The following is a 23291-nucleotide window of genomic DNA, read 5'->3' on the forward strand; positions in this document are numbered from 1 at the left end:
ATATCGTCCCAGCTACCAAGGCGCGAGTCTACTTCACTATGATCAATAGGATCAAAGCCAGCATCACTGCCATCAATCGGATTATAAAATGGCAACAAATGTACACCTGCAAACACATTGTTAAGTGGGCCATTTAATAAATTACTTAATTCATCAATACCTTGACCAGTAATACGGTCTGCGTAGGTGATTAATTGCACTTTATTGTTGATCATAATTGTTAATACCAAGTTGAAACTTAATCGATTAAGATATATCTTTAACCACGACAGCAAATTATTCAAGCAGTTTTTATAGTTTTTATACACTAATATACATAGTAAAGGCGCAGACCTTTCGGTGGGGATACAACAATGAATAGAACACACGATCCTTTGCAAACCATTAGATGGCTGACATACATGATGTTTTTTATGTTTGCGATGACCTCTGATGCGGTTGGTATGATCATTCCTGAGCTTATCGAAGAATTTAATTTAAGCATGACCCAAGCCAGTGCTTTCCATTATGCACCTATGGCACTTATTGCTTTTAGTGGCCTGTTTTTAGGTTTTTTGGCCGACAGCTTTGGCCGTAAACAAACCATCATGCTGGGGCTCGGCATATTCACCATTTGTTGTTTTCTGTTCGCCGTTAGCAGTAGTTTTAGCATATTTGTAGTGTTACTTAGCTGTATTGGTCTTGCTATTGGGTTATTTAAAACCGGTGCTTTGGCGCTGTTAGGTGATATTTCTAAAAACAATTTAGAACACACAAAAACCATGAATTTGGTCGAAGGCTTCTTCGGTGTTGGCGCCATTGTAGGCCCTGCCCTTGTCAGCTTTTTAATCACCCAACAGGTAAGCTGGACCTACCTTTACGTTATCGCTGGGGTTTTATGTTTAATTTTAACCTTAATTGCTTGGCGTGCAGATTACCCTAAACCTAAAAAGCTTGAAGAACACGCCAAACCGGCTTCTCTTGCAACCACCATGAGTATGATGAAAAACCCTTATGCATTGGGTTTTTCATTAGCGATTGCCCTTTATGTTGCAACCGAAGTGGCTATTTATGTGTGGATGCCTACTCTACTTGGCGATTACAACGGCCCTTGGCAATTACTGGCAACCTATGCACTGACCTTGTTTTTCATATTACGCGCTGCGGGACGTTTCTTGGCGGTATGGCTGTTAAATCACTTCAGCTGGCAAGCGGCGATGCTGTATTTAAGCTTAGGAATCGCACTGTGTTATTTAGGCTTAATCTTCGGTGGTGTTGATTGGGCGGTATTCTTACTCCCATTATCAGGGCTATTCATGTCGATGATCTACCCAACTTTAAACTCAAAAGGTATTTCTTGCTTTGCGGTGCAACAGCACGGTGCAGTTGCTGGGGTTATTTTGTTTTTTACCGCCCTTTCTGCGGCAGCAGGCCCATTATTAATGGGTGTGATCAGTGACTATTTTGGCCACATTCGTTACGGCTTTTATCTCGCAACAGGTTTCGCATGTTTACTGTTTTTAGCCATGCTATATAACTACTTACGTAACCCTGCTGAACAAGCTTTAGCGCAGCACAGTGCATTAAGCCACTAAATAAAAATCGTTAAAAATCAATTATCGAACATAAATTGTGCAAGTTTTTCGCTAAAAAGACTTGCACTGTGTAAAATTATTGTTATCTTTACTTAATCGATTAAGATAGCAATTTAGACAACAAACCATCTGGGATTGAGACGAGGCACATTATGACAACACACAAACATGCCCTTTATACATTAAGCGCGCTTGCATTAGCAGTAAGCCAAAACTTACACGCCGAAGAGCAAGCACAACCTGAGGCTAAAAAAAGCGGCCTTGAAACTATCGTTGTAACCGGTGTACCACGCCGTACAACCATCATGGCATCAAGCTCATCGGTTAGCAGTGTTACATTAGCGGAAATTGAAGTATCAACACCTCGTTCTACTGCAGAAGCATTTAGAACAATCCCGGGGGTTCGTTCAGAATCAACTGGTGGTGAAGGTAACGCAAATATCGCGGTACGTGGTTTATCGGTTGCATCGGGCGGTGCTAAATTCTTGCAACTACAAGAAGATGGCTTACCAGTTATGCAGTTTGGCGATATTGCCTTTGGTAACGCAGACATTTTCATGCGCTTAGATTCAACAGTGCAAAGTGTTGAATCAATCCGTGGTGGCTCAGCTTCAACAGCAGCAAGTGATGCCCCAGGTGGTATCATCAACTTTATTTCAAAAACGGGTGAGAACGAATCAGGCAGTGTATCGACCACTGTAGGCCTTGATTATGATTCAATTCGTACAGACTTTGAGTATGGTACATATTTAAACGACAGTGTGCGCTATCACATTGGTGGCTTCGTTCGCCAAGGTGAAGGTCCACGTGAAACCGGTTATACATCAAATAAAGGTGGCCAAATTAAGGCAAACCTAACTAAAGAATTTGATGCTGGTTATGTTCGCGTTTACTTTAAACACCTCGATGATAAGAGCGTAGGTTACCTACCTATGCCTATGTACTCAGATGGCGATTCAATCCCAGGTTTCGATGCACAATCAGATACGCCCCATTCAGCGCTTTTCACACAAACTCTGCGTTTAAATGGTGATAACCAAATCAGCACAGGCGATATGACCGACGGTATGAACCCAGTTGTTACCTCAGTGGGTTTTGAAGCAGCATTTGATTTAGAAAACGACTGGCGCATCGAAAACCGCTTTAGAACATCATCAGTGAGCGGTAACTTTATTTCTCTAATTCCAGCTGAAGTTGCATCTGCGAGCTCTATTGCTTCTAGTATTGCTGGTGATGGTGCATCGCTTGTTTATGCAAATGGTGGTTCAGCAGGCGAAGCCTATGGCGATGACGATTTAGCAATGCGTATTCATACATTTGATGTAACGCTAAACGACATGGGTTCAATTGTTAATGACCTTAAATTAACTAAGTCGTTCTCTGATGACACTAGCGTTACGTTTGGTTACTTTGCATCAAGCCAATCTATTGATATGTCGTGGCTTTGGAACTCATATGTTATGGAGCTAAAAGGCGACAACGCTGCATTACTTGACGTTTACGCTGCAAATGGCGACAGCTATTCAGATAATGGCTTGTACGCGTATGGTACACCTTACTGGGGTAACTGCTGTCAACGTAACTACGATACAGAGTACGAAACTCGCGCACCTTACATTAACTTAGCCACTAAGTTTGGCGATTTAAGCATTGATGCAAGTGCTCGCTATGATTCAGGTGAAGCACGCGGTAACTACGCAGGTGCAGTAACATCAACAATTGATATGAATGGCGACGGTACTATCTCAATTCCTGAGCAAAGTGTTGTTGGTATTGATAACGCGAACCCAAGCATTGTTAACTACGACTGGCACTACAGCTCATACTCAATTGGTGCAAACTACCAAATTGATCCAAGCTTTGCGACTTTTGCCCGTTTAAGTAAAGGCGGCCGCGCAAATGCAGACCGCTTACTATTCGGTAAAGTTGAAGCAGATGGTTCGGTTGCCGAAGCCGATGCAATTGATGAAGTAAACCAATATGAAATCGGTGTGAAAAAACGTTTTGATTCACTATCAGTATTTGCAACAGCATTCTACGCAGAAACTGAAGAGCAAAACTTTGAAGCAACATCACAAAAATTCTTTGACCGTGAATATGAAGCAAAAGGTATTGAGGTTGAATCAACGTACTACGTAGGTGATTGGGATTTCCGTGGTAACTTTACTTGGACAGACGCAGAAATTGCTAAAGATGCGTTATCGCCAGAGTTAGTCGGTAATACACCACGTCGTCAAGCTGACCTTATTTACTCACTAATGGCAACTTACAACTTTGATAAAGGTGCTGTAAGCTTTATTGGTACAACGGATGCTTACGCACAAGACAGTAACGACCTTGAGTTTGATGGCTATACACAAGTGAATGGATTTGTAAGTTACAATCTGTCTGAAAACTTAAGTCTATCGCTTAACGTGAACAACCTGTTCGACACCGTAGGTATCACCGAAGCAGAAGAAGGCTCAGTACCAGATAACGACATTATCCGTGCCCGTACTATTAACGGCCGTACAACGTCGCTTACTTTAAAATATTCTTTCTATTAATTACTCTCCTCCCTCGTTTTAGCCCAGTTTTTACTGGGCTTTTTCGGCTTTAATTGTCAGCTTTTTCTACTACACTTAATCAAATAGTCGTAATTACCCTCTTTCTAATAAAAAACACTGATAATAAGTTAATACTTTGATCTATAATCAGGGTTGGTATAAGTATTAACCATATGAATTAGGAACATACATGTTTGTCTCTAGCAAAAGCCACTCTTTACTCCAAGATCAATACAACGCGCTATTAGCTGAAGTTGAGGCACTTAAAGCCGACAATCACGTATTACGTGACGAAAACGAACGCTTAGAAGCAAAATTACATCAGCAAGCTGATGACGCAGACCAACTGTTCCTTGCTAACTTATTGAATAGTTCGATTGAATGTATCACGCAAATTGAGGGCGTACGCCAAACTGTACTCGACTCATACCTTGTTATCGAAGAAGAAAGCCAAGTTACTTTACAAATAAGCCAACTACTAAACGACTCAAATAACGCTCTGCAACATATTGTCAGTGAAATGGCGAGTATGGCAGGTAAAATGGGTAGCATGACCAGTAACATTACGGGTCTGTCTGATATGGCCGATAGCATCAACACCTTTGTATCAACCATTTCTAAAATTTCTGATCAAACCAACTTACTTGCGCTAAATGCCGCAATCGAAGCTGCCCGTGCTGGTGAGGCTGGTCGAGGGTTTAGCGTTGTTGCCGACGAAGTTCGTACACTTGCAACCAACACCAATAAATCAGCCCAAGAAGTATCTGATCTAGTCAAAGAGATCATCAACAAAACCAGCGAAACGGTGACCTCGGTTGAAGATATCCAGCAAAATAACACTCAGCTTTCAACCAGTTTTGATACGCTAAACAATGACTATGGTTCAATCATGAGTCACTGTGATTCGATGAAAGAAACCATTATTAATGCTGCTACACGCTCATTCGTGCAAACCGTAAAACTGGACCACATTGTTTGGAAAGGTGAAGTTTATTCAGTTGCCAATGGCACAAGTAACAAGTCGATTGATGACTTTTCAGATCACACCATGTGCCGATTAGGTAAATGGTATAATTCAGAGCAATCAAATGGCTTCAAACAACATAACGCATTTCGTCAATTAGAAGAGCCACATCGTGAAGTTCATCGCAATGGTGTTGAAGCGTTAGTCATGCTGCAAACAGGCAATAAAGACGCAGCGATTAATCACATTAATAAGATGGAAGCAGCCAGTGAGCGAGTCATGCATTTACTTGATCAAATTGCTAATGGCTAAAAACGATAAAACCGAGCTCCGATGCTCGGTTTTTTATCAAGTTATTCAACTAAGCCTTCTTGCAGTACTGGCATAACAGCTCCTTGCTGCTCTTGACGCTTCACATAACTAAACAACATTAAGCAGCCAAGGGCTAAACTTGCAGCTATCATAGAACCAAGCGTTGCAAACCTAAAACTATAAAACTGTGCAACAACCCCTGTAGCCCCTGCCCCGCACATAACACCCAGTTTAATGGCGTTCGTGTAAAACGCTGAGGTAAACCCTATTCGTTCGGGGAGCTGATCTTGTAATACGGTTAAGCCAATGCCCGCAAAAATACCGTAAAACAGCCCATTTAAAACTTGCAACGCGATTAAATGCCATACTTGAGTGGCAAAAAACACCCCTAAATAAAATACAATGGCACAACAAAATGCCACCGCAAGCATCGCAACTTTATTGTATTTTTTAGCAAGCTTTGCCCCATACAGCATGATAGGAATTTCTAACAGTGCCACCACACCCATAAACAGCCCGGGCGTATGTTCAGCAAATCCTAGTTCAGTAATGCTATAAAGCGGCAGTGCCGATGAATACATAATATTGCCCGTTGAACCAAGCATAATAGCTAAGCCCAACAACCAAAATGATAAACTCGCTGCGGCTGCAGGCTCTCTGCCATGTTGTGATTTTTTAGCGCTGTAGTCAGGAATAAACTTAAATGCGAAGATTAGCGCAACCAAGGCACACACCGCAGCAAAGTAAAACGAGCGGCTAAACTCGCCTCCAGCAGCTAACATATAACCAAGCGGCGGGCCGCCGACCCAAGCAAAGGAAATAGCTGCACGTAAACGGGAATTAAAACTGGTAATGTCGATGTTCTGTTGACGCCCCGCCCATTGTCTTGCCACAGTCATCATTTGCGGAATTGCCGCATTGCCCATAGCAAGAAACAACACGCCTGCGAGCAATACTTGCCAAAATGCAGTGGCATTCGCAAAGGTCACTAACGCACACACCATACCTGATACAGCCACCATAAATAACTTTCGCGCACTGGTGCCTTTATCTGCCATGCCACCTAACCACTGACTAATAACTAACCCAGTAATGGTGACCGCCATCATATAAACACCTAAATACACGGGCGGTGTTTGCAGCCCTTCGACAATGAATAAGCTCATCAATGGGTTAACAAATGCCCCCATTAACCCGGTTAGCATACTTAGAAGAATAAAAATTACACCATGCTGTTTCAGCAATGCTTTCACTCACAACCCCACATTAATACGACACGTGAACAGATATTTAAAGGGCGCAAATTATACACAGTTTTAGCGAAAACTTCATTTTGTAATACAAATAAAATTAAGCCTACCATTGATAGTTAAAAACTATCAGCACGATAGAAACAATCAGTTTTACCAAACTAAAACACCTTCATATAATGGCTGCAACAAAACGCCAATGCCTTGGTGACTTATGAAGAGGTTTATTATGAAATTTAATCGCACACTGACTTTAAGCGCACTTGCTCTTGCAATCAGCCTTCCTGCATCCGCTGCTACACTTACCAAAGACAATGGTGCAGCTGTAGGTGATAACCAAAACTCCATTACAGCTGGCCCGCGTGGCAGCGTTTTACTTGAAGACGTTCATCTAATTCAAAAACTGCAACGTTTTGCTCGCGAACGTATTCCTGAGCGTGTTGTTCATGCTCGTGGTACAGGTGCACATGGTGTGTTTGTTGCGAGTAAAAACCTTGAAGACCTAACCATTGCTGCGCCGTTTGCACAAGCAGGCAAAGAAACAGAGGTATTCGTTCGTTTTTCGTCGGTTATTCACGGTAAAGGTAGCCCTGAAACTCTGCGTGACCCACGCGGTTTTGCTACAAAGTTTTATACAGATCAAGGTAACTGGGACTTAGTGGGTAATAACTTACCTGTGTTCTTTATTCGTGATGCGATTAAGTTTCCAGATATGGTGCATTCATTAAAACCATCTCCGGTTGATAACATTCAAGATCCAAATCGCTTTTTTGATTTTTTCTCACATGAACCAGGTTCAACACATATGCTGACATGGGTTTATAGTGACCATGGAACACCAGCAAGCCTGCGTAAAATGGATGGCTTTGGAGTGCATTCTTATAAAATGATCAACAAAGACGGTGACGTAAAATACGTAAAATTTCACTGGCTTAGCCAGCAAGGCATTGAAAACTTAAATGCTAAGCAAGTTACTGAAGTACAAGGTAAAGATTTTCAGCATTTAACCCGTGATCTGTACCAAGAAATCAATAACGGTAATTACCCGAAATGGGACTTATACATAAAAGTATTAGACCCTTCTGAACTGGATGACTTTGATTACAACCCGTTAGATGCAACAAAAATGTGGTTAGGTGTTAAAGAGACCAAAGTGGGTACCATGACACTCAACCGTATGCCAGGCAACTTCTTCCAAGCAACAGAACAAGTCGCTATGGCCCCTGCGAATATTATTCCGGGTATTGAACCATCAGAAGATCGTTTGTTACAAGGCCGTGTATTTTCATATGCCGACACCCAAATGTATCGTTTAGGTGCAAACCACCAGCAGTTACCAATTAACCGCGCCAAAGTAGAAGTGGTTAATTACAACCAAGACGGTGCGATGAACTTTGGTCATACCACCAGCAATGTGAACTATCAGCCAAGCCATGAAAACGTGCAAGAAAACCCAATTGCTCGTAAGGCACAAACTAAGCTGGCTGGCTATGTACAGCAAGCAGCCATTAAAAAGCAGCAAAACTTTGCTCAAGCTGGTGTGTTATATCAAAGCTTTTCTAAACAACAGCGTACAAACCTGATCAACAACTTAGCGGGTGATTTAGGGAAGGTAAAAGATAGCAAGGTAAAGCACATTATGCTCAGCCACTTTTACAAAGCAGACACCGAATACGGCATGCGCTTAACCAAAGCCGTCGGCGGTAACCTAGCGACCGTGAAAAAACTAGCAAGCTCACTTTAATTCACTCTCCCAACCTTGATGAGGAAGGCACGTCCTTCCTCTTTTTTTAGGAGTTAACTATGCGAATTTTTACTTTTTTACTGCTGAGCCTTTTATTAACATGCAACCCAGTTAATGCTGATCAGCAAACAGACTCACAGACGCAATATCAAACCTTACTTGCCTATTATTTTGCTGCTGCGCGAACCGCAGAGAACGACATCATTGAACAATTTGTTGAGGCCGGATTACCAATCAACAGTGTTAATGAAAAAGGCTATACCGCGCTGATGATTGCCACTTATCATGGCCACAAACAAACGGTAAACCAACTATTAGCATTAGGCGCCAATGCTTGCCTTGAAGATAAACGCGGCAATACCGCTTTGATGGCCGCTATTTTTAGAGGTGAATTTAGCATCGCTAAAACATTAATGAAGCAAGACTGCGACACAGAGCATGCGAATAAAGCAGGGCAACCGCCGAAGCATTTGCAGCACAATTTGGTCAACAGCATGTACTCGCTTTACTTACGCAATATAAGAAAGCAAAACAATAAAAAAAGCCCAGTGGGGAAACTGGGCTTTGAGCAGTGAAACAATGTTAGTCGAAGGACACTGTCACTGGGTTAGAACAAACAGTATCAGATACACAAACTTGATATTCATAGCTTGGTAACTCAGCTTTACGCTCTACATCGCGATAGAAACCACGATCAGCTACTGTTTCAAGTAGTTCACCATTACGGTAGATGCTTACTTGATCAGCCACAGTTTGCCAGCTTAAATCAACACGCATAGTACCTAAACGTGTTTTGTTAGCACGTTTAACCGATAGCTCAATTTCAACATCAGATACCACAACCGTTTGCGTGAACGTATCTGTTTGACCTTCGCTATCTGTCGCAGTTAGCGTCACTTCATAGCTGCCTGCTTGTGCGTAAGTATGCATAGGATCAGCATCTGTTGATGATGCACCGTCACCAAAATCCCACGCCCAAGCAACAATATCGTCATTGCTATCTGTGCTGGTATTAGTGAAAGTGACATCTAAACCTGATGTTTCAAATGCAAAGCCAGCTTGTGGAGGCTGCGGGCTCACTTCACCAATAGCGCTAAACGTCAGTGACCAGCTGTTTAAAGTACCGGTATCAGCAGACAGTACGTCTTTGACATTGAGTACCCAATCACCTGTCGCAACTTCGCCATTAAAGTTAGCCAGCGAGTAGCTTTGTACTAGATCATCAGCACCACCGCCAGATTGGCTGTGAAGTGTTGCAGTTGTTCCTTGCGGCGACGTTAATGTGACGATTAAATCACCAATGTAAGTATGAGTAATATCAATACTTGCATCCGTTGAGAACACAGTAAGTTCATCAGCTACAGTAATCACCGAATCAATACCCGTGTCATTGTTATCTGGAATAGACACTGGTGTTTCATTTGAGAAAGTAAAGTCATTTAAGCCAACAGGGTTAACAAACAGTGACGCACTGCTTTGTTTAGCTAACTCACCTGATGTTGCATCAACAACAAAACTGTAACTGCCCCATGCTGTTGCTTCTTGTGTTGGTACCGTTAGTGTAACTACATCTCCAGGTACAGCTTCTGTTTGCGATAGTGTTGCGCCCGCTAAATCAGCTTGAAGTGCTAGGCTAACGACACCATCCCACTGGGCGATTGAACCAATTTCAAAGGTATAGGTTGCAGTTTCACCAGCAGTAATTTGCTGTGAACTTGGCGACACCGAGATTTTGAAGCTTGGAGTCGGATCAGCTTGCTCAAGTGCTTGATTCACATTTAAGCGATTGCCAGACACTGTTTTGCCTTGCAGCGCTTCATTTTGGTCACCGCTATTCATTAGCAACTCTTTAAGTTCAAGCGCTGATAAATCAGGATTGATCGAAAGCACTAATGCAGCTGCACCAGCAACATGCGGTGTTGCCATTGATGTACCAGAATAGCTAGCGTAACCATTGCCCGGTACCGTTGATAAAATTGCACTACCTGGTGCGCCTAAATCAACACTTGTTAAACCCCATTGTGAAAAGCTCGACATGTTATCTCTGTTGTCAGTACTGGCAACTGATAATACGCTGTCATGCTCGTAGTTAGACGGATAATGAGGGTTTTGATCGTTATCAACCGCATCGTTACCCGCTGCTGCTACAAATAGAATATCGGCTTGTTCACTTGCCGTAATAGCATCTGCCAGTGCTTGGCTAAAGCCACCGCCACCCCAGCTGTTATTTAAAACACGTACATTTACGCCTTGGTTTTTAAGATCAACCATGTAATCGATACACTTAATTGCATCAGAAGTTGAACCTGTACCATCTGCACTTAAGAACTTACAGCCCGCAATTGATACCTCATGGTTCACACCAACAACACCGGTGCCATTGTTACCTGACGCACCTATTGTGCCCGATACGTGAGTACCATGGCCTTGGTCATCCATTGGATCACCTGAGTCGGTAATCGCATTAATACCGTGCACGTCATCGATGTAACCATTACCGTCATTATCGATACCATCACCCGGAATTTCGCCTGGGTTGATCCATGCGTTATCAGCTAAATCTTCGTGGCTGTAATCAACACCGGTATCAATTACACCAACAACAACTTCGCGGCTACCGGTTGAGATTGACCATGCTTCAACTGCATCAATGTCAGCATCGGCGACACCACCTGTTTGACCTTCGTTGTGTAAACCCCACAGCGACGAAAAATCAGGATCATTAGGTACACTGGCAATCGATACACGGTAGTCAGGCTCTACATATTCAATAGCAGCATGGTTTTGTAGGCGCTTGATAGCTTCTTTGCTGCTCATACCTGAAACTTTAAATTTAGCTAAACGGCCAGACAAAATAGCTGAATAGTTATCATCGACACCATCTTTGTTGATATCGCTGATGGTGGCTTTAACTAAGCTACGAGCATGGGCACGCATTGCAGCAGAGGTGCCTTTTTTATACATAACAAGTACAGAGTCTTCACTTGCACCAACGACGGTTGTTTTTGCTGGTGTGCTGATTTGTGCAGCACCTAAACATGGTAATAAGGCTAGGCTTAATACAGATAATTTAGTTTTCATATTTACTATCCATAATTTGTTGAACTGATCGAATCACTATGATCCGACCACCAAAGCTCATTACTTCTGAATGATGAATATCACGTGGCATATTTCATAAATGGCAAATTGCAGATAACAGGCAAGAAAAAAAATGATGCTAAGTTTAAATCCATACTTTTTTGCTGATTGAATCAATAAAAATACGTCCAATTCACACTTTTTTGTGAAAAAAGCACTCTCAATGATCCATTAATATTTCTCCAACTTTTTTACTGCTTTTAAATTAAAACCCATACTAAAACCTAAACAAACACACATAACCAATTGAAAATAAGCAATTTATAAAAACCACAAAAACTGATGATTTTATATTATTCCAAATCTGTCTAAAGTAATTTTCTTGTTATTTGTACGACCTCAGAGTCACAACTAACAAAGTTGCTTCATTCACTTCTGATTGTTAGCTAACAGTTGAATATCACAGAAATTAATCCGGCAAGGCATGCTGGTACATGGTTCTAAAAGCGAAAATAATAATTTTAGAGCTTTGATTAATAATAATTTAAAGGAAATAATCATGAAGTTAAGAAAGTCTCTACTTACCTGTGCAATTACTATTGCGTTAGGTTCAAGCTTTGCAGCAAGTGCAAACACAGATGATAAAACACAATCTAGCACTGAGCTTGCAAGCCAAGTTTCAACATTGGGTGTATCAAACTCAATTACCCTAGATCAAGTATCGGTTACCGGTGTTGGTAACGATGCGGTTATTGCTCAACAAGGTACAGGTCATCGTGCAGAAACTGTCAGTGTAGGTGATGGCAACATGGTTGAAGTAAGCCAAGCACAAACATCTAACTTATCTCTTATCTACAACACAGGTGACGATAATACTGTTTCGCACAGCCAAAACGGCACCATGAATGGCGCATTGTCTGAAACCGTTGGTGTTGGCAATGCTATTCGCGTTGAGCAAGAAGGTGCAGGATTCTTTGGTGTAAACAACGAAGCTATCAACGTCATGGTTGGTGATGAAAATAGCGCAACTGTAACGCAAGGTGATGGTGGCCATTGGTTCTACAACTTTGATTTACAGGGTAACAGCAACACAATCAGCGCAGAGCAAAGCGGCTTACTAAATGAAGCAACGTTCAATGTAATTAGAGGTGATGATAACAGCATCGAAGTAATGCAAGAGGGTGTTTTCAATGCGTTTACCTCTGATGAAGTAATTGGCAACGGCAATGAAATTACTATTGACCAAACAGGTTTCTTCAACAGCGCTGAGCTTACTTCGCTGCATGGTGATTATAACGAAGTTGAGTTTGAGCAAGATGGTGACTCTAACAGCGCATTAGTTGCAGAAATCACAGGCAATGACAACGAGGTTAAGTCTGATCAAGAAGGCAACAGCAACAGCTTTGAGTCAGGCGTGATTGTTGGTGATGGCAATACATTATTGGTCAATCAAAAGCATGACAGCAATACCGCTGGCTTAGATGCTATTGGCAACGACAACGAACTCACTGCATTCCAAAATGGTAACGGTAATGATGTGTACTTAGGTGCTATTGGCGATAGCAATGAGTTTGTTGCTAACCAAATTGGTGACGCAAACAGTGCTCACGTTGCTAACTTCAATGGTAGCGACAACAACGTTGATATTGCTCAAGGCGGCAATGAAAACACTGTACTAGTGCAGTCTTCATACCCAGACGACTCACTCTCTTCAAACGATAATGACATTGCAGTTAATCAGCTGGGTGACCTTAACGAAGCGGCATTAACATTCGCAAGCGTGCTTGATAGCAACAACAACCAAGTTGCTTTCACACAAGTTGGTGAACTCAATGCCATCGACCTGATTATGGAAGGTAGCAACAACTCTGTTGATATTAGCCAAACAGGCTCAGAAAACTTTGTTGTAGGTATAGGTCAAAGTGCATTCTTGCTAGGTGGTGAGGGTAACTCACTGGTCGTTGTACAAGACGGCAACGCAAACCTTGTTGAAGGCTCAATGATTGGCTCTAACAGCACAGTTGTTATCACTCAACTAGGTGATGGCAATACCGCAACTGTAACCCAAGAATAATCGCTTAAGAGGGAGCCTTGCTCCCTCATTCCATTATGAAAATAAAAAACTTACTACGCATATGTTGCATCGTGCTTGCAGCTCAAAGTACGGCTAGTTATGGCGAAGACCTCGAAATCGATGGCTTAGTACTCGATAGAAGTATTAGCCGATTTGGCCATCAATTTTATTTTGAGTTTGCCAACCTATGGCGCGATCTACCTTCAACAGCAGGTTTTAATATCGAAATAAAAGAAACGGTATTACCCCGAGCGGGGACTCGACTTGTCTTAAAAATGAATAACCAAATAGTGTACGTCACTTATTTAGGACGTCGCTTAGAGCCATTAGATGAACGTGTAAAACAAGCCATGTATAGCGTGATGGATGCCATGGCACGCAGTCAAATGCAGCAATCAACACCTGATATGGCAAAAAATGGATGGTAAAATGAAATACTTAACAACACTAATAATAATCCTCTGCCCTCTTTCTAGTTGGGCAACCGAACTCGTTTATACCCCAATTAACCCAAGCTTTGGTGGCAGCCCATTAAATGCCAGCATGCTACTTAATAAAGCGCAATCACAAAACAAGCACAAAGCGCCAGTTATCGAACAAACCTACGGGGAAAAATTTCAAGATTCGTTAGAGCGTACATACTTAAATAGAATGGTACGAGAAATCACAGATATGGCATTTGGTGACGAAATCGACGACAGCATCTTTAATGGTGACTCGACCTTTATGACGGGTGATTATGAAATTCAAATTATCACCAGTACCAGTGACACAATCACCGTTAGAATTACCAATACCTCTGATGGCACAGTGACAGTAATTGAAGTACCGAGGTTTGGATAATGAAGACACTCACATTAGCAGCAATGGTATTACTTCTGTCGGGTTGTTCATCAATGGGCAATTTAATCCCGCCGACTAAACAACTAGCAGACTCTCTTGAGCCAACCGAAACTTTCCAGGCTTTGCAGGCCCTTCCTCAACCAATGGGAAGCATTCCTGTGTCAGTGTACTCATTTCGTGACCAAACTGGGCAATACAAACCACAGGCAAATGTAAGCTCATTTTCTACCGCAGTAACACAAGGTGCTAACTCTATTTTAGTGCAAGCATTGCATGAGTCTGATTGGTTTATTCCGGTAGAACGCGAAGGTCTACAAAATATCTTAACTGAGCGTAAAATTATTCGCGCTGCGCAAGCCGAAAACGATAAGCTACCTGAATTACCACCGCTCACGACAGCTAAAATAATCTTAGAAGGCGGTATCATTAGCTACGACACAAATATCAAAACCGGCGGGATTGGTATGGAATACTTTGGGATTGGCGCATCAGAGTTATACCGTGAAGATGCAATTTCAATTTATTTACGCGCTGTCGATGTTCGCACAGGCCAAGTTTTGCTATCCGTTGCGACAAGTAAAAAAGTGCTCAGTCAAGAAATGCGCGCAGGCTTCTTTCGCTATGTGAGCTACAAGCGTCTTGCAGAAGCAGAAGCCGGATTCACCGACAATGAACCTATGAGTATTTGCGTTACGCAAGCAATTGAAAAAGCGCTTAGCGACCTTGTATTAAAAGGTATTAACAAAGGCATTTGGTCTGCAAAAGCGGTCTAATTTAATGAGTATATTAGTGTGGCGCTGAACATCACAGCGCCCAATTTGAACTTTCTGCTTAATTATCCATCGAAATAAATACTTATAGCATTCAGTTATACCAATTCGCTTAATTAAGTAGTCTATTTTGAGGCAATAAAACCTCGTTGATAGCAAGGCAAAAATTTCGTTATTTAGTTTTTCTAAATCAGAAATTTTTAACGCAGATAGCGACAGGTTTAATCCCTCAAAATGATTAAGTATTATTGCGGGTTGGTATTAATTAAGTTTTATTTATGAAATGGATTACCTTCTCCAAATGCGCTTATTCTCTTATTGTTTTAGCCCCACTGATTACTCTAGTCATCACCATTGATAATTTTGACAGTTCAAAAAGTCTACCAATTGGCTTTGTTTTATGGGGTATTTCGCCCTATTTATTAATGGCGTGGATGGTTGAACACAGTAAAACAAGAGTGGCACAAATCGCCACGTTTATTGTCACTATTATGTGTGTCTTATTTGGTACTGTGACCATAGGTTCAATCTATTTTTCACATGATGCACAATCAGCGCTGGTGTTTCTTTTTGCTCCATTATGGCAATGGCTAGGATTATTAATACTCTGTATTCCACTGTATTTTATGAATAAGGTCACATCTAAATCGAACCGAGGCTCGAATAATGGAAGCTAAACGGAAACACGATTTTGAAGGCTACTTGCTTGAAGCTGGATTTTTAAGCATCGAGCAAGTGCTAAACCAGCTTTAATAGCAAACACTACCACTGGGATTAAACTAGCTGCAGTTTGTCACTGTGTATTTTGTAAAGACAAACTCACTGCCATGTAATTTTGTGCCCAATTAGCCAGCTCCACGCGGTTACGCGATGCCGTTTTCTTGAATGCACTGTACAGATGGGTTTTAACGGTATGGTCGCTGATATTTAAACGCTCTGCGATATCTCGATTACTCGCACCTTGGGCAAGTAAGTGAATCACTGATTTTTCTCGTTTAGTCAGCAAGCTGAGATCAATATCAGTATTTACCGAATCGTTGCTGGCATTGAATTGGCTGCGAGACATTGCTGACAGCATATGATTAAACGTAGTAGAAATACTTTTACGGCTAAAAAACAGCTCGCCATTGATCACTCTGACCAGCCCTGCAAAAATATCCTCAGGTGATTGATCTGCAAAAAACACCCCTTTAATGCCATTTAAAAGTAAGTTTTTTTCGCAAATTGCATTAGCGTCCGCATTAAAAATAACCACTAAATGTTGCTTAGCAAGTTGCACTAACTCTGCAGGTAGTAAGTCTTTCCAATGTGCGTCAGTGCTATCAATCAAATAAAGGTTAAACTCTTCGCGCATAGAGTCTTGAGGCAAGCTTGCATCGACTTTCACGCGCATAAAAAACGCATCGAGTATTTTAATTAAATATTGATAATTTTGGCTGCGGTTTTGTAACCTTGGCTGTGTTTTTAGAAATACAGAAGTTGGTTGAATCATCTCATTTCTTCCTTGAAACATTTTATTCACAATACCTAATTTAGATACATGATTCAACCGTTCATAAGCCTTTATTTTGGCAATTTACAACATTGCTAACCCATTTGGATGGCCAGACGCTCAGGTTAATATAATGTAAACGAACAATACTCACATCTCCCCTTTTACAGCGAATCATCAAGTAGTTTGTAAAAACGTGAAGTTACACCATTCGTCCAACCGAATCCTTGTTGTACTGTGTATTCGCCACCACCTGCACGGCTAACTAATTCACACACATTGTACTTTTCAAGGAGGCACTTATCTTCTGCAAAACGCATTTCGATCATACTCAGCCAGTTTTTTATGATCGCCTGTGCCTCGCTGACAAAGCCATACTCTGTTAAACCTTTTACAGCAAACCATTGCAGCGGCGCCCAACCATTAGGACTATCCCATTGCTGTGATGTACTACACAATGTTGTCACTAAACCACCGGGTTTTAAAAACTCACTTATCAGTTTTTGCTTCACTTGTTGAGCTTGTTGTACAGATGCAGCGCCTACAAACAAAGGAACAGCCATTGCCATCGAATCGACACTACTTTGCTGATTGAGTCGAATATTGTAATCACGATAAACACCCGCCTCAGAATTCCAACAATAGGTATTAATTGCATCTAAGCGCAGTGTAGCCAACTCAGCAATTGATTGACTCTTTTGTTCTTCATCAAGTAAACGGTAAAAACGAGATAACGTATGCTCTAAGTTATAAAGTAAGCTATTCAAATCAACCGGTATGATATTGGTTGTTTCAATGCTTTTTAGATCATCATGATCGCAAAGCCAACGGCTACTAAAGTCCCAGCCAGACTCGCATGCAGCACGAATATGTTGAAAATAACTTTGCTGCTGCTCAGTTGTCAGTCCCTCAGCGTCATGTAAATCTTCTTTTAATGATTCTGGACGAGGTGTTGCTGCACTATCCCAATAGCGGTTTAAAATAGCCTTATTAGGCATTTTTACAACACGCCTAATAGCAGGCGTTTCACTGCTAAGGTCGTTACAGCCTTGCATCCAAAATTGATACTCAGCTTCAAGTGCTTTGACGGCGTTTGCCAGCCAAGTTAAATCTGCTTCATGTTTATATTTAGCGTCCCATAGCATCGCTATCATTAACGCCAAAACAGGTGGTTGCGAGCGAGAGCTATAATAAACACGGTTACCATTTGGAATACAGCCATTACGTTCTTGTAGGTCAATAAAGTTATTAACCATAGCTTCAATGGTGGCTAGGTCGCCACAATCTTCTAAACCCAAGGCTGTAAAATAACTATCCCAATAATAAATTTCTTGAAAACGGCCACCCGGCACAATGTAATCAAACTGCAAAGGCATTAGTGAGCTTGCTAAATCAGTATCAGCATTGCGATGCAAATGCGGCCATAGGTCAAGAATATACTGTTTAACTGATGTGGTATCTAATTTCGCAGTCGGAATAGACTGATCAGCAAAAACAAAGTTCGACATCACAAATTCACGCAGCGCATCACCTTTTAAAGGGCCTACAAGTTGATATAACTCACAAGCACTTTGCCAAGATAAGTTTGGCACTGCATCGGCAAACATTTTTGAATCAGCAAACACTTCTGCTAGCTGTACGTCTTTAAATAATTGGCTATTAACGAAGTTCATGATAATCCCTTATTCTGCGCTTGAAGCCGCTTGATACTGTGGTTTTAGAGTGATTTTCTTAAAGATTGAAACGGTGATTAATAGCAAGGCTATTGGCACTAATGTGAGATAAAATGCATGCTGACCGCTAAATTTATCAAATACAAAGCCCGTAATAATTGAACCTGTTGTTCCACCTAATGCAGAGAAAACCACAATTAAACCAGTCATAGCAGCATGCTTGTGCTTAGCAAGTGAACTCAGCATCACAGAGTTAAGTAACGGGTAAATCGGTGCCATAAAAAAGCCAATCAACGGCAGCATGTATGCTGCAAAAGGCACATCAAACACACTTTTCACTTGGCTTCCATCTACATCGTGAGTCAAAGGCAGCACCAATAATACGAGCACACCCATAGCGACCAAGCAGCCCATTAATAAACTAAACCAACTAATAAACCTAAGTACTTGCCCTGCTACCAAACGACCAAGCGCTAACGCAGCTGCAAACAAACTGGCAAGTTGGATACTGACATCAACAGGCAATTTTAAAACTTGGTTATTAAAGGTCGGCAGCCAAGTGCCCACGCCTTGCTCAATTAGTACATACATAAATGCACTAAGAACAAAAATAAGCACAAGGGGTTGGTAAGTCAGCTTTAACATATCAATAAAATCATGAAGCTGCGATTGCTGATTAGTTTTTAGTTCTGGCGATTTTATTGGTGCCGCAATCACAGAAATAAACGCCACCGCAACAATCACTGCAAGCAAGTAATAAACATTCAACCAGTGGCTACTTTGCGGGTTATCAGCGTCTATAAATAACGCAAAAATCCAATAGCCCGACAGCACCCCTAGCATAAACACCCCTTCAATGGTGTTTAATAACGCTGAATGTTTATTAGCATTATCAGTCACTTGACCAATAACAGAGTAAACAGAGATTTTCATAACAGCAAAGCTGCAACCAATTGCGGCAAAGAGTGCTTTTAAAATCCAAAAGTCGGCAATGCTCGGAACAACCAAGCACATTGCTGCTACCAGTAATAAAGCACCGAGCATAGCAATTTTATAGCCTATGCGAGGGATAAATGACGCCACTAAAAATGACACAATGGCAATACTAAGATCCTTAAATCCTTCAAGAACAGACGCCTGAGTTTTGCTTACATCTAAGCTATTGATTGCTTGTAAAATAACAGTGCCCACACTATTGAGCATAATAGCAAAGACAAAATAGCTGCATGCCAGCGCGATAGTTATTCTTATAGGATTCATTCACTTCAACCTATGATTATTTTTATTCAGTCTAGTTTAGCGCAAAACAAAATGCAAACGTTTGCATTTAAAATTACACATATTGCTAACATTCAATAGGTTTAGCGCTGACTCGACTGCCTATTTACTAGTTCTATTTCAACAACTTGAGATTCTACCGACTGGCCTGCTAACTGGGCTAACAACTTTTCAACAAGAATAACTGAAGCGCGTTGAGTATTTTGTTTAATACTCGACAAAGATGGGTGACTGATATCTGCCATGGCAATATCATCAAAGCCCACGAGGGCAACGTCGTTTGGAATACTAATGTAACGCTCTTTCAGGGCTTTCATCGCACCAAAAGCCACCATGTCACTACATGCCATAATGCCATCAAAGCACAGCCCTTTTTCTACCAACAATTGGTTAATTCCTTTATAAGCAGCACTACTAGTAATATCGATAGAAACCACGTGAGGAGTGGCTTTGGCTTCATTAATAGCATCTAAATAACCACGGTGGCGTTCACTAATTTCAGCGTGCCCAGGGTCACCTAAAAACAATATGTTTTTAGCGCCATTTGACAATAAGTGCTCAGTCGCTATGCGACCACCTAAATAATTATCGCTGCCAACAATTGGGTAACTGCTGGGTGTTTTTGGATCGCCCCACACAACTAAAGGAACACCAGCACTCGCTGCAGCTTCAATATTTGCTTGGCTTTTACCTTGGCCGACCACAATAATGCCATCGGCACGGCGGCTATTAATAAAGTAATTTGCCCAATCATCACTAGCCATAAACGAATTAGAGAGTAATAACTCTAAGCCAAATTTATTTAGCGCTAAATTTATTTCACCAACAATTTTAAGTAAGAAAGGGTCGTTAATAGACTGTTCTGTATCACCATCGAGGTTAATAATAACCGCAACAACATTGGTTTTTTGGGTGCGAAGGCGGCTAGCAGCCGTGTTTAAACTAAAGTTATGTTTTTTTGCTAACTGTTGAAGCTTGTCGCGAGTTTCCTGCTTTATCAATGGGTTATCATTGAGCGCACGAGATACTGTCGACGTAGAAACACCGGCTAATTTCGCAAGATCAGCTAACTTTAATTTTCTATCATTCATGATACTGAAACACTGCTTTCCTTTAAAACATATGCTGGCAATATACCACCATTTCGACCAAACCGCTGCGCCAAAGAGCATAATATTTTTTCAGTAAGCAAAACAGACCAACTCACCCTGTGGGTAAAAAAAGGACAAAAAATTGAAAAAACAAATTGCAAACGTTTGCATAAATCTTTATGGTTTATAAAAGCAAGGTGTTAACAATTGCAAAATATTCGCTAATACATTGCTTTCAACAACATAAAAAATGGGAACACACAATGACAACTACATACACACGCAGTGCGCTAGCCTCTGCAATTTTGCTAGCTTTGAGTGGCCAAACAGTTATGGCCGAAGAGCAAACTGAGCAACCAGCGAAAGAAAAAGTAGAACGTATTATTGTATCTGGTACACCAGCAGGTATTGGCGTACGTAAAATTGATGCTGGCTATGCAGTAACCAATATCGATGCAGATCAAATTGTTAAATTATCGCCAAAAAGTACAGCTGATTTATTCAAAGCCGTGCCGGGTGTGTGGGTAGAAAGCTCGGGTGGTGAGTCTGGCGCGAACGTATTTGTACGTGGTTTCCCTGGTGGTGGTGATGCACCATTTTTAACATTAAGCCTTGAAGGTTCGCCAATTTATCCTGCGCCTACTTTGTCATTTTTAGAAAACTCGTCGTTATTCCGTTTAGATGAAACAATCGAAACAATGGAAGCATTACGCGGTGGTCCAAACCCTGTTGTATCAAATGGCCAACCAGGTTTAACAACTAACTTCCGCCTTAAACGTGGTAGTGAAGATACAGAAGGTGTATTCAAATACACAACTTCAGATTATGACTTACAACGCATTGACGCTATGGTTAGTGGTGAGATTTCTGAAGATTTATTCTTCATGGTGGGTGGTTATGTTAAAAGCTCTCCAGGTATTCGTGATGCAGGTTTCACATCAGAAAAAGGCAGCCAGTTCACCATTAATATCACTAAAGAATTAGAAAACGGCACCATTAACTTATACACGCGTCAAACAGACGACCATGGTGCTTGGTACTTACCAACGCCACTAAATGTTGACGGTGTTGACGCAAGCTACACGCAGCTGGGTACTCTAAATCGCCAAGCGACTATTTACACTGGTGCAAATAATGACGAGCAACAGATCGACTTAGGTGAAGGCCGTGGTTGGAAAGGTCATGTTTCTGGCGGTAGTATCAAACTTGAATTCGATAACGGTTGGAGCTTCACAGATCGCTTCAACATCACCAAAGGTGATGCAAACACGTACGGCTTAGTACCGGCAGGCTCTGCAACAACCGTTGGTGCAGTGGCTGATAACGGTGAAACAGCAACAGGTGCAGTAACTGGCACAGAATACGATGCAGACACAGCGGTTCAACAACTTGGTCGTTGGGTGGTATTAAAAGAAATTAGCGCATTCACCAATGATTTAGCATTCGCTAAAAAGCTTGATAATTTATCACTGGCCTTTGGTTATTACACAGCAAGCACATCAGCAAATGACTGGTGGAGCTTAGGTAACACAGCGTATCACGTGCTTGAAGCAGGCGGCGAAATGCTAGACGGCATCGAGTGTAATGCAAGTGTTGATGGTTGTGACTTCAACTACGATATCAACTCTACAGGTGATGCACGCACCAATGCCTTTTACACAACGGCTCAATATAAATTCAACGATGACTTTACACTTGATGCCGGTGTTCGTTTTGAAAACCACGAAGTGGAATACTCAGTTGATGAAGGTCTTGATGGCGTAATCGACAAGTCAGTTCAATATGACGAAAGCAAAACATCGTGGACAACGGGTATCAACTACTCAATTAATGATGACATGGGTGTATTTGCTCGCGTAAACCGTGGTTACAAAATGCCTTACTTCGACGACTTCCGCGATAACTTTAGCGCATACGAAGGTGGCGAAAAGTTAATTAAAGAAGTAACACAAGCCGAGTTTGGTTATAAGCTATTAACTGATAGCACCGATTTCTATGCAACATTCTTCACTAACGAAGTAAAAGGTGACACCTTTGTTCGTCGCCCTGGTGTACCAGCTGAAATCTTAACAAACGAAGCCTACGGTATTGAGCTTGATTATAACTACAACCACGAATCTGGTTTCTCAGTTAACTTAAACTCAACGCTTCAAGAAACAGAAATCACAGAAAGCCCAAGCAACGAAGGTAACGAAAGCCAACGTCAGCCAAAATGGCAAGTACGTGTAACACCAAGCTATGACTTTGAAGTAAGCGATATGTATGCAACCTTATACGGCACAATCTCAGCGGTTGATGATCGTTGGGGCGACAACGAAAACACAGTTGTATTAGAAGGTTACGAAAAAGTAGACATTGGTTTAATTGTTGAGCCTATGGAAGGTATTAAAGTGCAATTAGCGGTTGATAACTTAACTGACGAGCAAGGCATCACCGAAGGTGACCCTCGTAATGCTGATGCACCGAATGGTCGTTACATCATGCCTCGTACTACACGCTTAAGCATTAGCTACGAGTTTTAAGCGATTCTCCCAAACCCCTTGATTGAAAGAATCAATACCCAAGCCACAGTGTTTTATAACCTGTGGCTTTTTTGTTT

The 23291-nt window shown here is 41.5% G+C and carries 16 protein-coding genes and 2 pseudogenes; 11 read left to right on the forward strand and 7 right to left on the reverse strand.

Going from position 1 to position 23291, the window contains the following annotated elements:
• A pseudogene (locus tag AADY36_RS16760) lies at positions 1–215 on the reverse strand (sucrose phosphorylase); the annotation flags it as partial.
• 138 nt (positions 216–353) lie between these two features.
• Between AADY36_RS16760 and AADY36_RS16765 the strand changes: the two are divergent.
• The 3 genes from AADY36_RS16765 (at position 354) to AADY36_RS16775 (ending at position 5396) form a co-directional block, all read left to right on the forward strand.
• Positions 354–1574 carry an MFS transporter gene (locus tag AADY36_RS16765; protein ID WP_054562521.1) on the forward strand — a complete coding sequence of 407 codons (1221 nt, stop codon included), beginning with the start codon at positions 354–356 and terminating at the stop codon, positions 1572–1574.
• A gap of 152 nt (positions 1575–1726) precedes the next feature.
• Positions 1727–4120, forward strand: a complete 2394-nt coding sequence (locus AADY36_RS16770) for a TonB-dependent siderophore receptor (RefSeq protein ID WP_342409285.1) — start codon at positions 1727–1729, stop codon at positions 4118–4120.
• Positions 4121–4310: 190 nt separating this feature from the next.
• The gene (locus AADY36_RS16775) at positions 4311–5396 is read left to right on the forward strand and encodes a methyl-accepting chemotaxis protein (protein WP_054562523.1); all 1086 of its coding nucleotides are present in this window, start codon (positions 4311–4313) and stop codon (positions 5394–5396) included.
• Positions 5397–5437: 41 nt separating this feature from the next.
• On the opposite strand, the gene AADY36_RS16780 is transcribed toward AADY36_RS16775, so the two are convergent.
• A complete protein-coding gene (locus AADY36_RS16780) occupies positions 5438–6649 on the reverse strand; it encodes a sugar efflux transporter (protein ID WP_342409286.1) in 1212 nt (403 codons plus the stop codon).
• Between the two features lie 226 nt (positions 6650–6875).
• Between AADY36_RS16780 and AADY36_RS16785 the strand changes: the two genes are divergently transcribed.
• Complete coding sequence (locus AADY36_RS16785; protein WP_095209693.1) at positions 6876–8390, forward strand: catalase; 1515 nt, start codon at positions 6876–6878, stop codon at positions 8388–8390.
• A 59-nt stretch (positions 8391–8449) separates the two neighbouring features.
• Positions 8450–8928 (forward strand): annotated as a pseudogene (locus AADY36_RS16790) (ankyrin repeat domain-containing protein).
• A gap of 44 nt (positions 8929–8972) precedes the next feature.
• Here the strand turns inward: AADY36_RS16790 and AADY36_RS16795 are convergent.
• Positions 8973–11471, reverse strand: a complete 2499-nt coding sequence (locus tag AADY36_RS16795) for a S8 family serine peptidase (protein WP_055021613.1) — start codon at positions 11469–11471, stop codon at positions 8973–8975.
• A gap of 559 nt (positions 11472–12030) precedes the next feature.
• On the opposite strand from AADY36_RS16795, the gene AADY36_RS16800 reads away from it, so the two are divergent.
• The 5 genes from AADY36_RS16800 to AADY36_RS16820 all read left to right on the forward strand — a co-directional run bounded on the left by AADY36_RS16800 (position 12031) and on the right by AADY36_RS16820 (position 15835).
• Complete coding sequence (locus AADY36_RS16800; protein ID WP_342409287.1) at positions 12031–13545, forward strand: curlin; 1515 nt, start codon at positions 12031–12033, stop codon at positions 13543–13545.
• 35 nt (positions 13546–13580) lie between these two features.
• Positions 13581–13973: a curli production assembly/transport protein CsgE gene (locus AADY36_RS16805; RefSeq protein WP_055021612.1), complete on the forward strand. Its 393-nt coding sequence runs from the start codon at positions 13581–13583 to the stop codon at positions 13971–13973.
• Positions 13963–14388, forward strand: a complete 426-nt coding sequence (locus AADY36_RS16810; protein ID WP_054562528.1) for a curli assembly protein CsgF — start codon at positions 13963–13965, stop codon at positions 14386–14388. The genes AADY36_RS16805 and AADY36_RS16810 overlap by 11 nt, the downstream gene beginning before the upstream one ends.
• Positions 14388–15161, forward strand: coding sequence for a CsgG/HfaB family protein (locus AADY36_RS16815; RefSeq protein ID WP_054562529.1), 774 nt, complete (start codon positions 14388–14390; stop codon positions 15159–15161). The genes AADY36_RS16810 and AADY36_RS16815 overlap by 1 nt, the downstream gene beginning before the upstream one ends.
• A 275-nt stretch (positions 15162–15436) precedes the next feature.
• Positions 15437–15835, forward strand: coding sequence for a hypothetical protein (locus tag AADY36_RS16820; RefSeq protein WP_342409288.1), 399 nt, complete (start codon positions 15437–15439; stop codon positions 15833–15835).
• A 116-nt stretch (positions 15836–15951) separates the two neighbouring features.
• Here AADY36_RS16820 and AADY36_RS16825 read toward each other — a convergent pair whose 3' ends face one another.
• From AADY36_RS16825 to AADY36_RS16840, 4 genes are all read right to left on the reverse strand, one after another.
• Positions 15952–16650 (reverse strand): helix-turn-helix transcriptional regulator, encoded by a 699-nt coding sequence (locus AADY36_RS16825; RefSeq protein ID WP_055021610.1) that lies wholly within the window; start codon positions 16648–16650, stop codon positions 15952–15954.
• Between the two features lie 164 nt (positions 16651–16814).
• The gene (locus tag AADY36_RS16830; protein ID WP_342409289.1) at positions 16815–18323 is read right to left on the reverse strand and encodes a trehalase family glycosidase; all 1509 of its coding nucleotides are present in this window, start codon (positions 18321–18323) and stop codon (positions 16815–16817) included.
• Between the two features lie 9 nt (positions 18324–18332).
• On the reverse strand, positions 18333–19583 hold the full coding sequence (locus tag AADY36_RS16835) for an MFS transporter (RefSeq protein WP_342409290.1): 1251 nt from the start codon (positions 19581–19583) through the stop codon (positions 18333–18335).
• Between the two features lie 101 nt (positions 19584–19684).
• Positions 19685–20692, reverse strand: a complete 1008-nt coding sequence (locus tag AADY36_RS16840; RefSeq protein WP_054562534.1) for a LacI family DNA-binding transcriptional regulator — start codon at positions 20690–20692, stop codon at positions 19685–19687.
• A 263-nt stretch (positions 20693–20955) separates the two neighbouring features.
• Here AADY36_RS16840 and AADY36_RS16845 point away from each other — a divergent pair, with 263 nt between their 5' ends.
• Positions 20956–23214: a TonB-dependent receptor gene (locus tag AADY36_RS16845; protein ID WP_342409291.1), complete on the forward strand. Its 2259-nt coding sequence runs from the start codon at positions 20956–20958 to the stop codon at positions 23212–23214.
• Positions 23215–23291: the final 77 nt, after the last annotated feature.

It is taken from the genome of Pseudoalteromonas sp. D15MCD-2, assembly GCF_038562745.1.
GTDB lineage: Bacteria > Pseudomonadota > Gammaproteobacteria > Enterobacterales > Alteromonadaceae > Pseudoalteromonas.

What these genes read in the sequence shown, in the direction of transcription:
- AADY36_RS16835 (WP_342409290.1), bottom strand. Translation starts at nt 19,583, where the DNA reads ATGAATCCTATAAGAATAACTATCGCGCTGGCATGCAGCTATTTTGTC.
- AADY36_RS16820 (WP_342409288.1), top strand. Translation starts at nt 15,437, where the DNA reads ATGAAATGGATTACCTTCTCCAAATGCGCTTATTCTCTTATTGTTTTA.
- AADY36_RS16785 (WP_095209693.1), top strand. Translation starts at nt 6,876, where the DNA reads ATGAAATTTAATCGCACACTGACTTTAAGCGCACTTGCTCTTGCAATC.
- AADY36_RS16810 (WP_054562528.1), top strand. Translation starts at nt 13,963, where the DNA reads ATGGATGGTAAAATGAAATACTTAACAACACTAATAATAATCCTCTGC.
- AADY36_RS16805 (WP_055021612.1), top strand. Translation starts at nt 13,581, where the DNA reads ATGAAAATAAAAAACTTACTACGCATATGTTGCATCGTGCTTGCAGCT.
- AADY36_RS16800 (WP_342409287.1), top strand. Translation starts at nt 12,031, where the DNA reads ATGAAGTTAAGAAAGTCTCTACTTACCTGTGCAATTACTATTGCGTTA.
- AADY36_RS16765 (WP_054562521.1), top strand. Translation starts at nt 354, where the DNA reads ATGAATAGAACACACGATCCTTTGCAAACCATTAGATGGCTGACATAC.
- AADY36_RS16830 (WP_342409289.1), bottom strand. Translation starts at nt 18,323, where the DNA reads ATGAACTTCGTTAATAGCCAATTATTTAAAGACGTACAGCTAGCAGAA.
- AADY36_RS16845 (WP_342409291.1), top strand. Translation starts at nt 20,956, where the DNA reads ATGACAACTACATACACACGCAGTGCGCTAGCCTCTGCAATTTTGCTA.
- AADY36_RS16775 (WP_054562523.1), top strand. Translation starts at nt 4,311, where the DNA reads ATGTTTGTCTCTAGCAAAAGCCACTCTTTACTCCAAGATCAATACAAC.
- AADY36_RS16770 (WP_342409285.1), top strand. Translation starts at nt 1,727, where the DNA reads ATGACAACACACAAACATGCCCTTTATACATTAAGCGCGCTTGCATTA.
- AADY36_RS16840 (WP_054562534.1), bottom strand. Translation starts at nt 20,692, where the DNA reads ATGAATGATAGAAAATTAAAGTTAGCTGATCTTGCGAAATTAGCCGGT.
- AADY36_RS16815 (WP_054562529.1), top strand. Translation starts at nt 14,388, where the DNA reads ATGAAGACACTCACATTAGCAGCAATGGTATTACTTCTGTCGGGTTGT.
- AADY36_RS16825 (WP_055021610.1), bottom strand. Translation starts at nt 16,650, where the DNA reads ATGATTCAACCAACTTCTGTATTTCTAAAAACACAGCCAAGGTTACAA.
- AADY36_RS16795 (WP_055021613.1), bottom strand. Translation starts at nt 11,471, where the DNA reads ATGAAAACTAAATTATCTGTATTAAGCCTAGCCTTATTACCATGTTTA.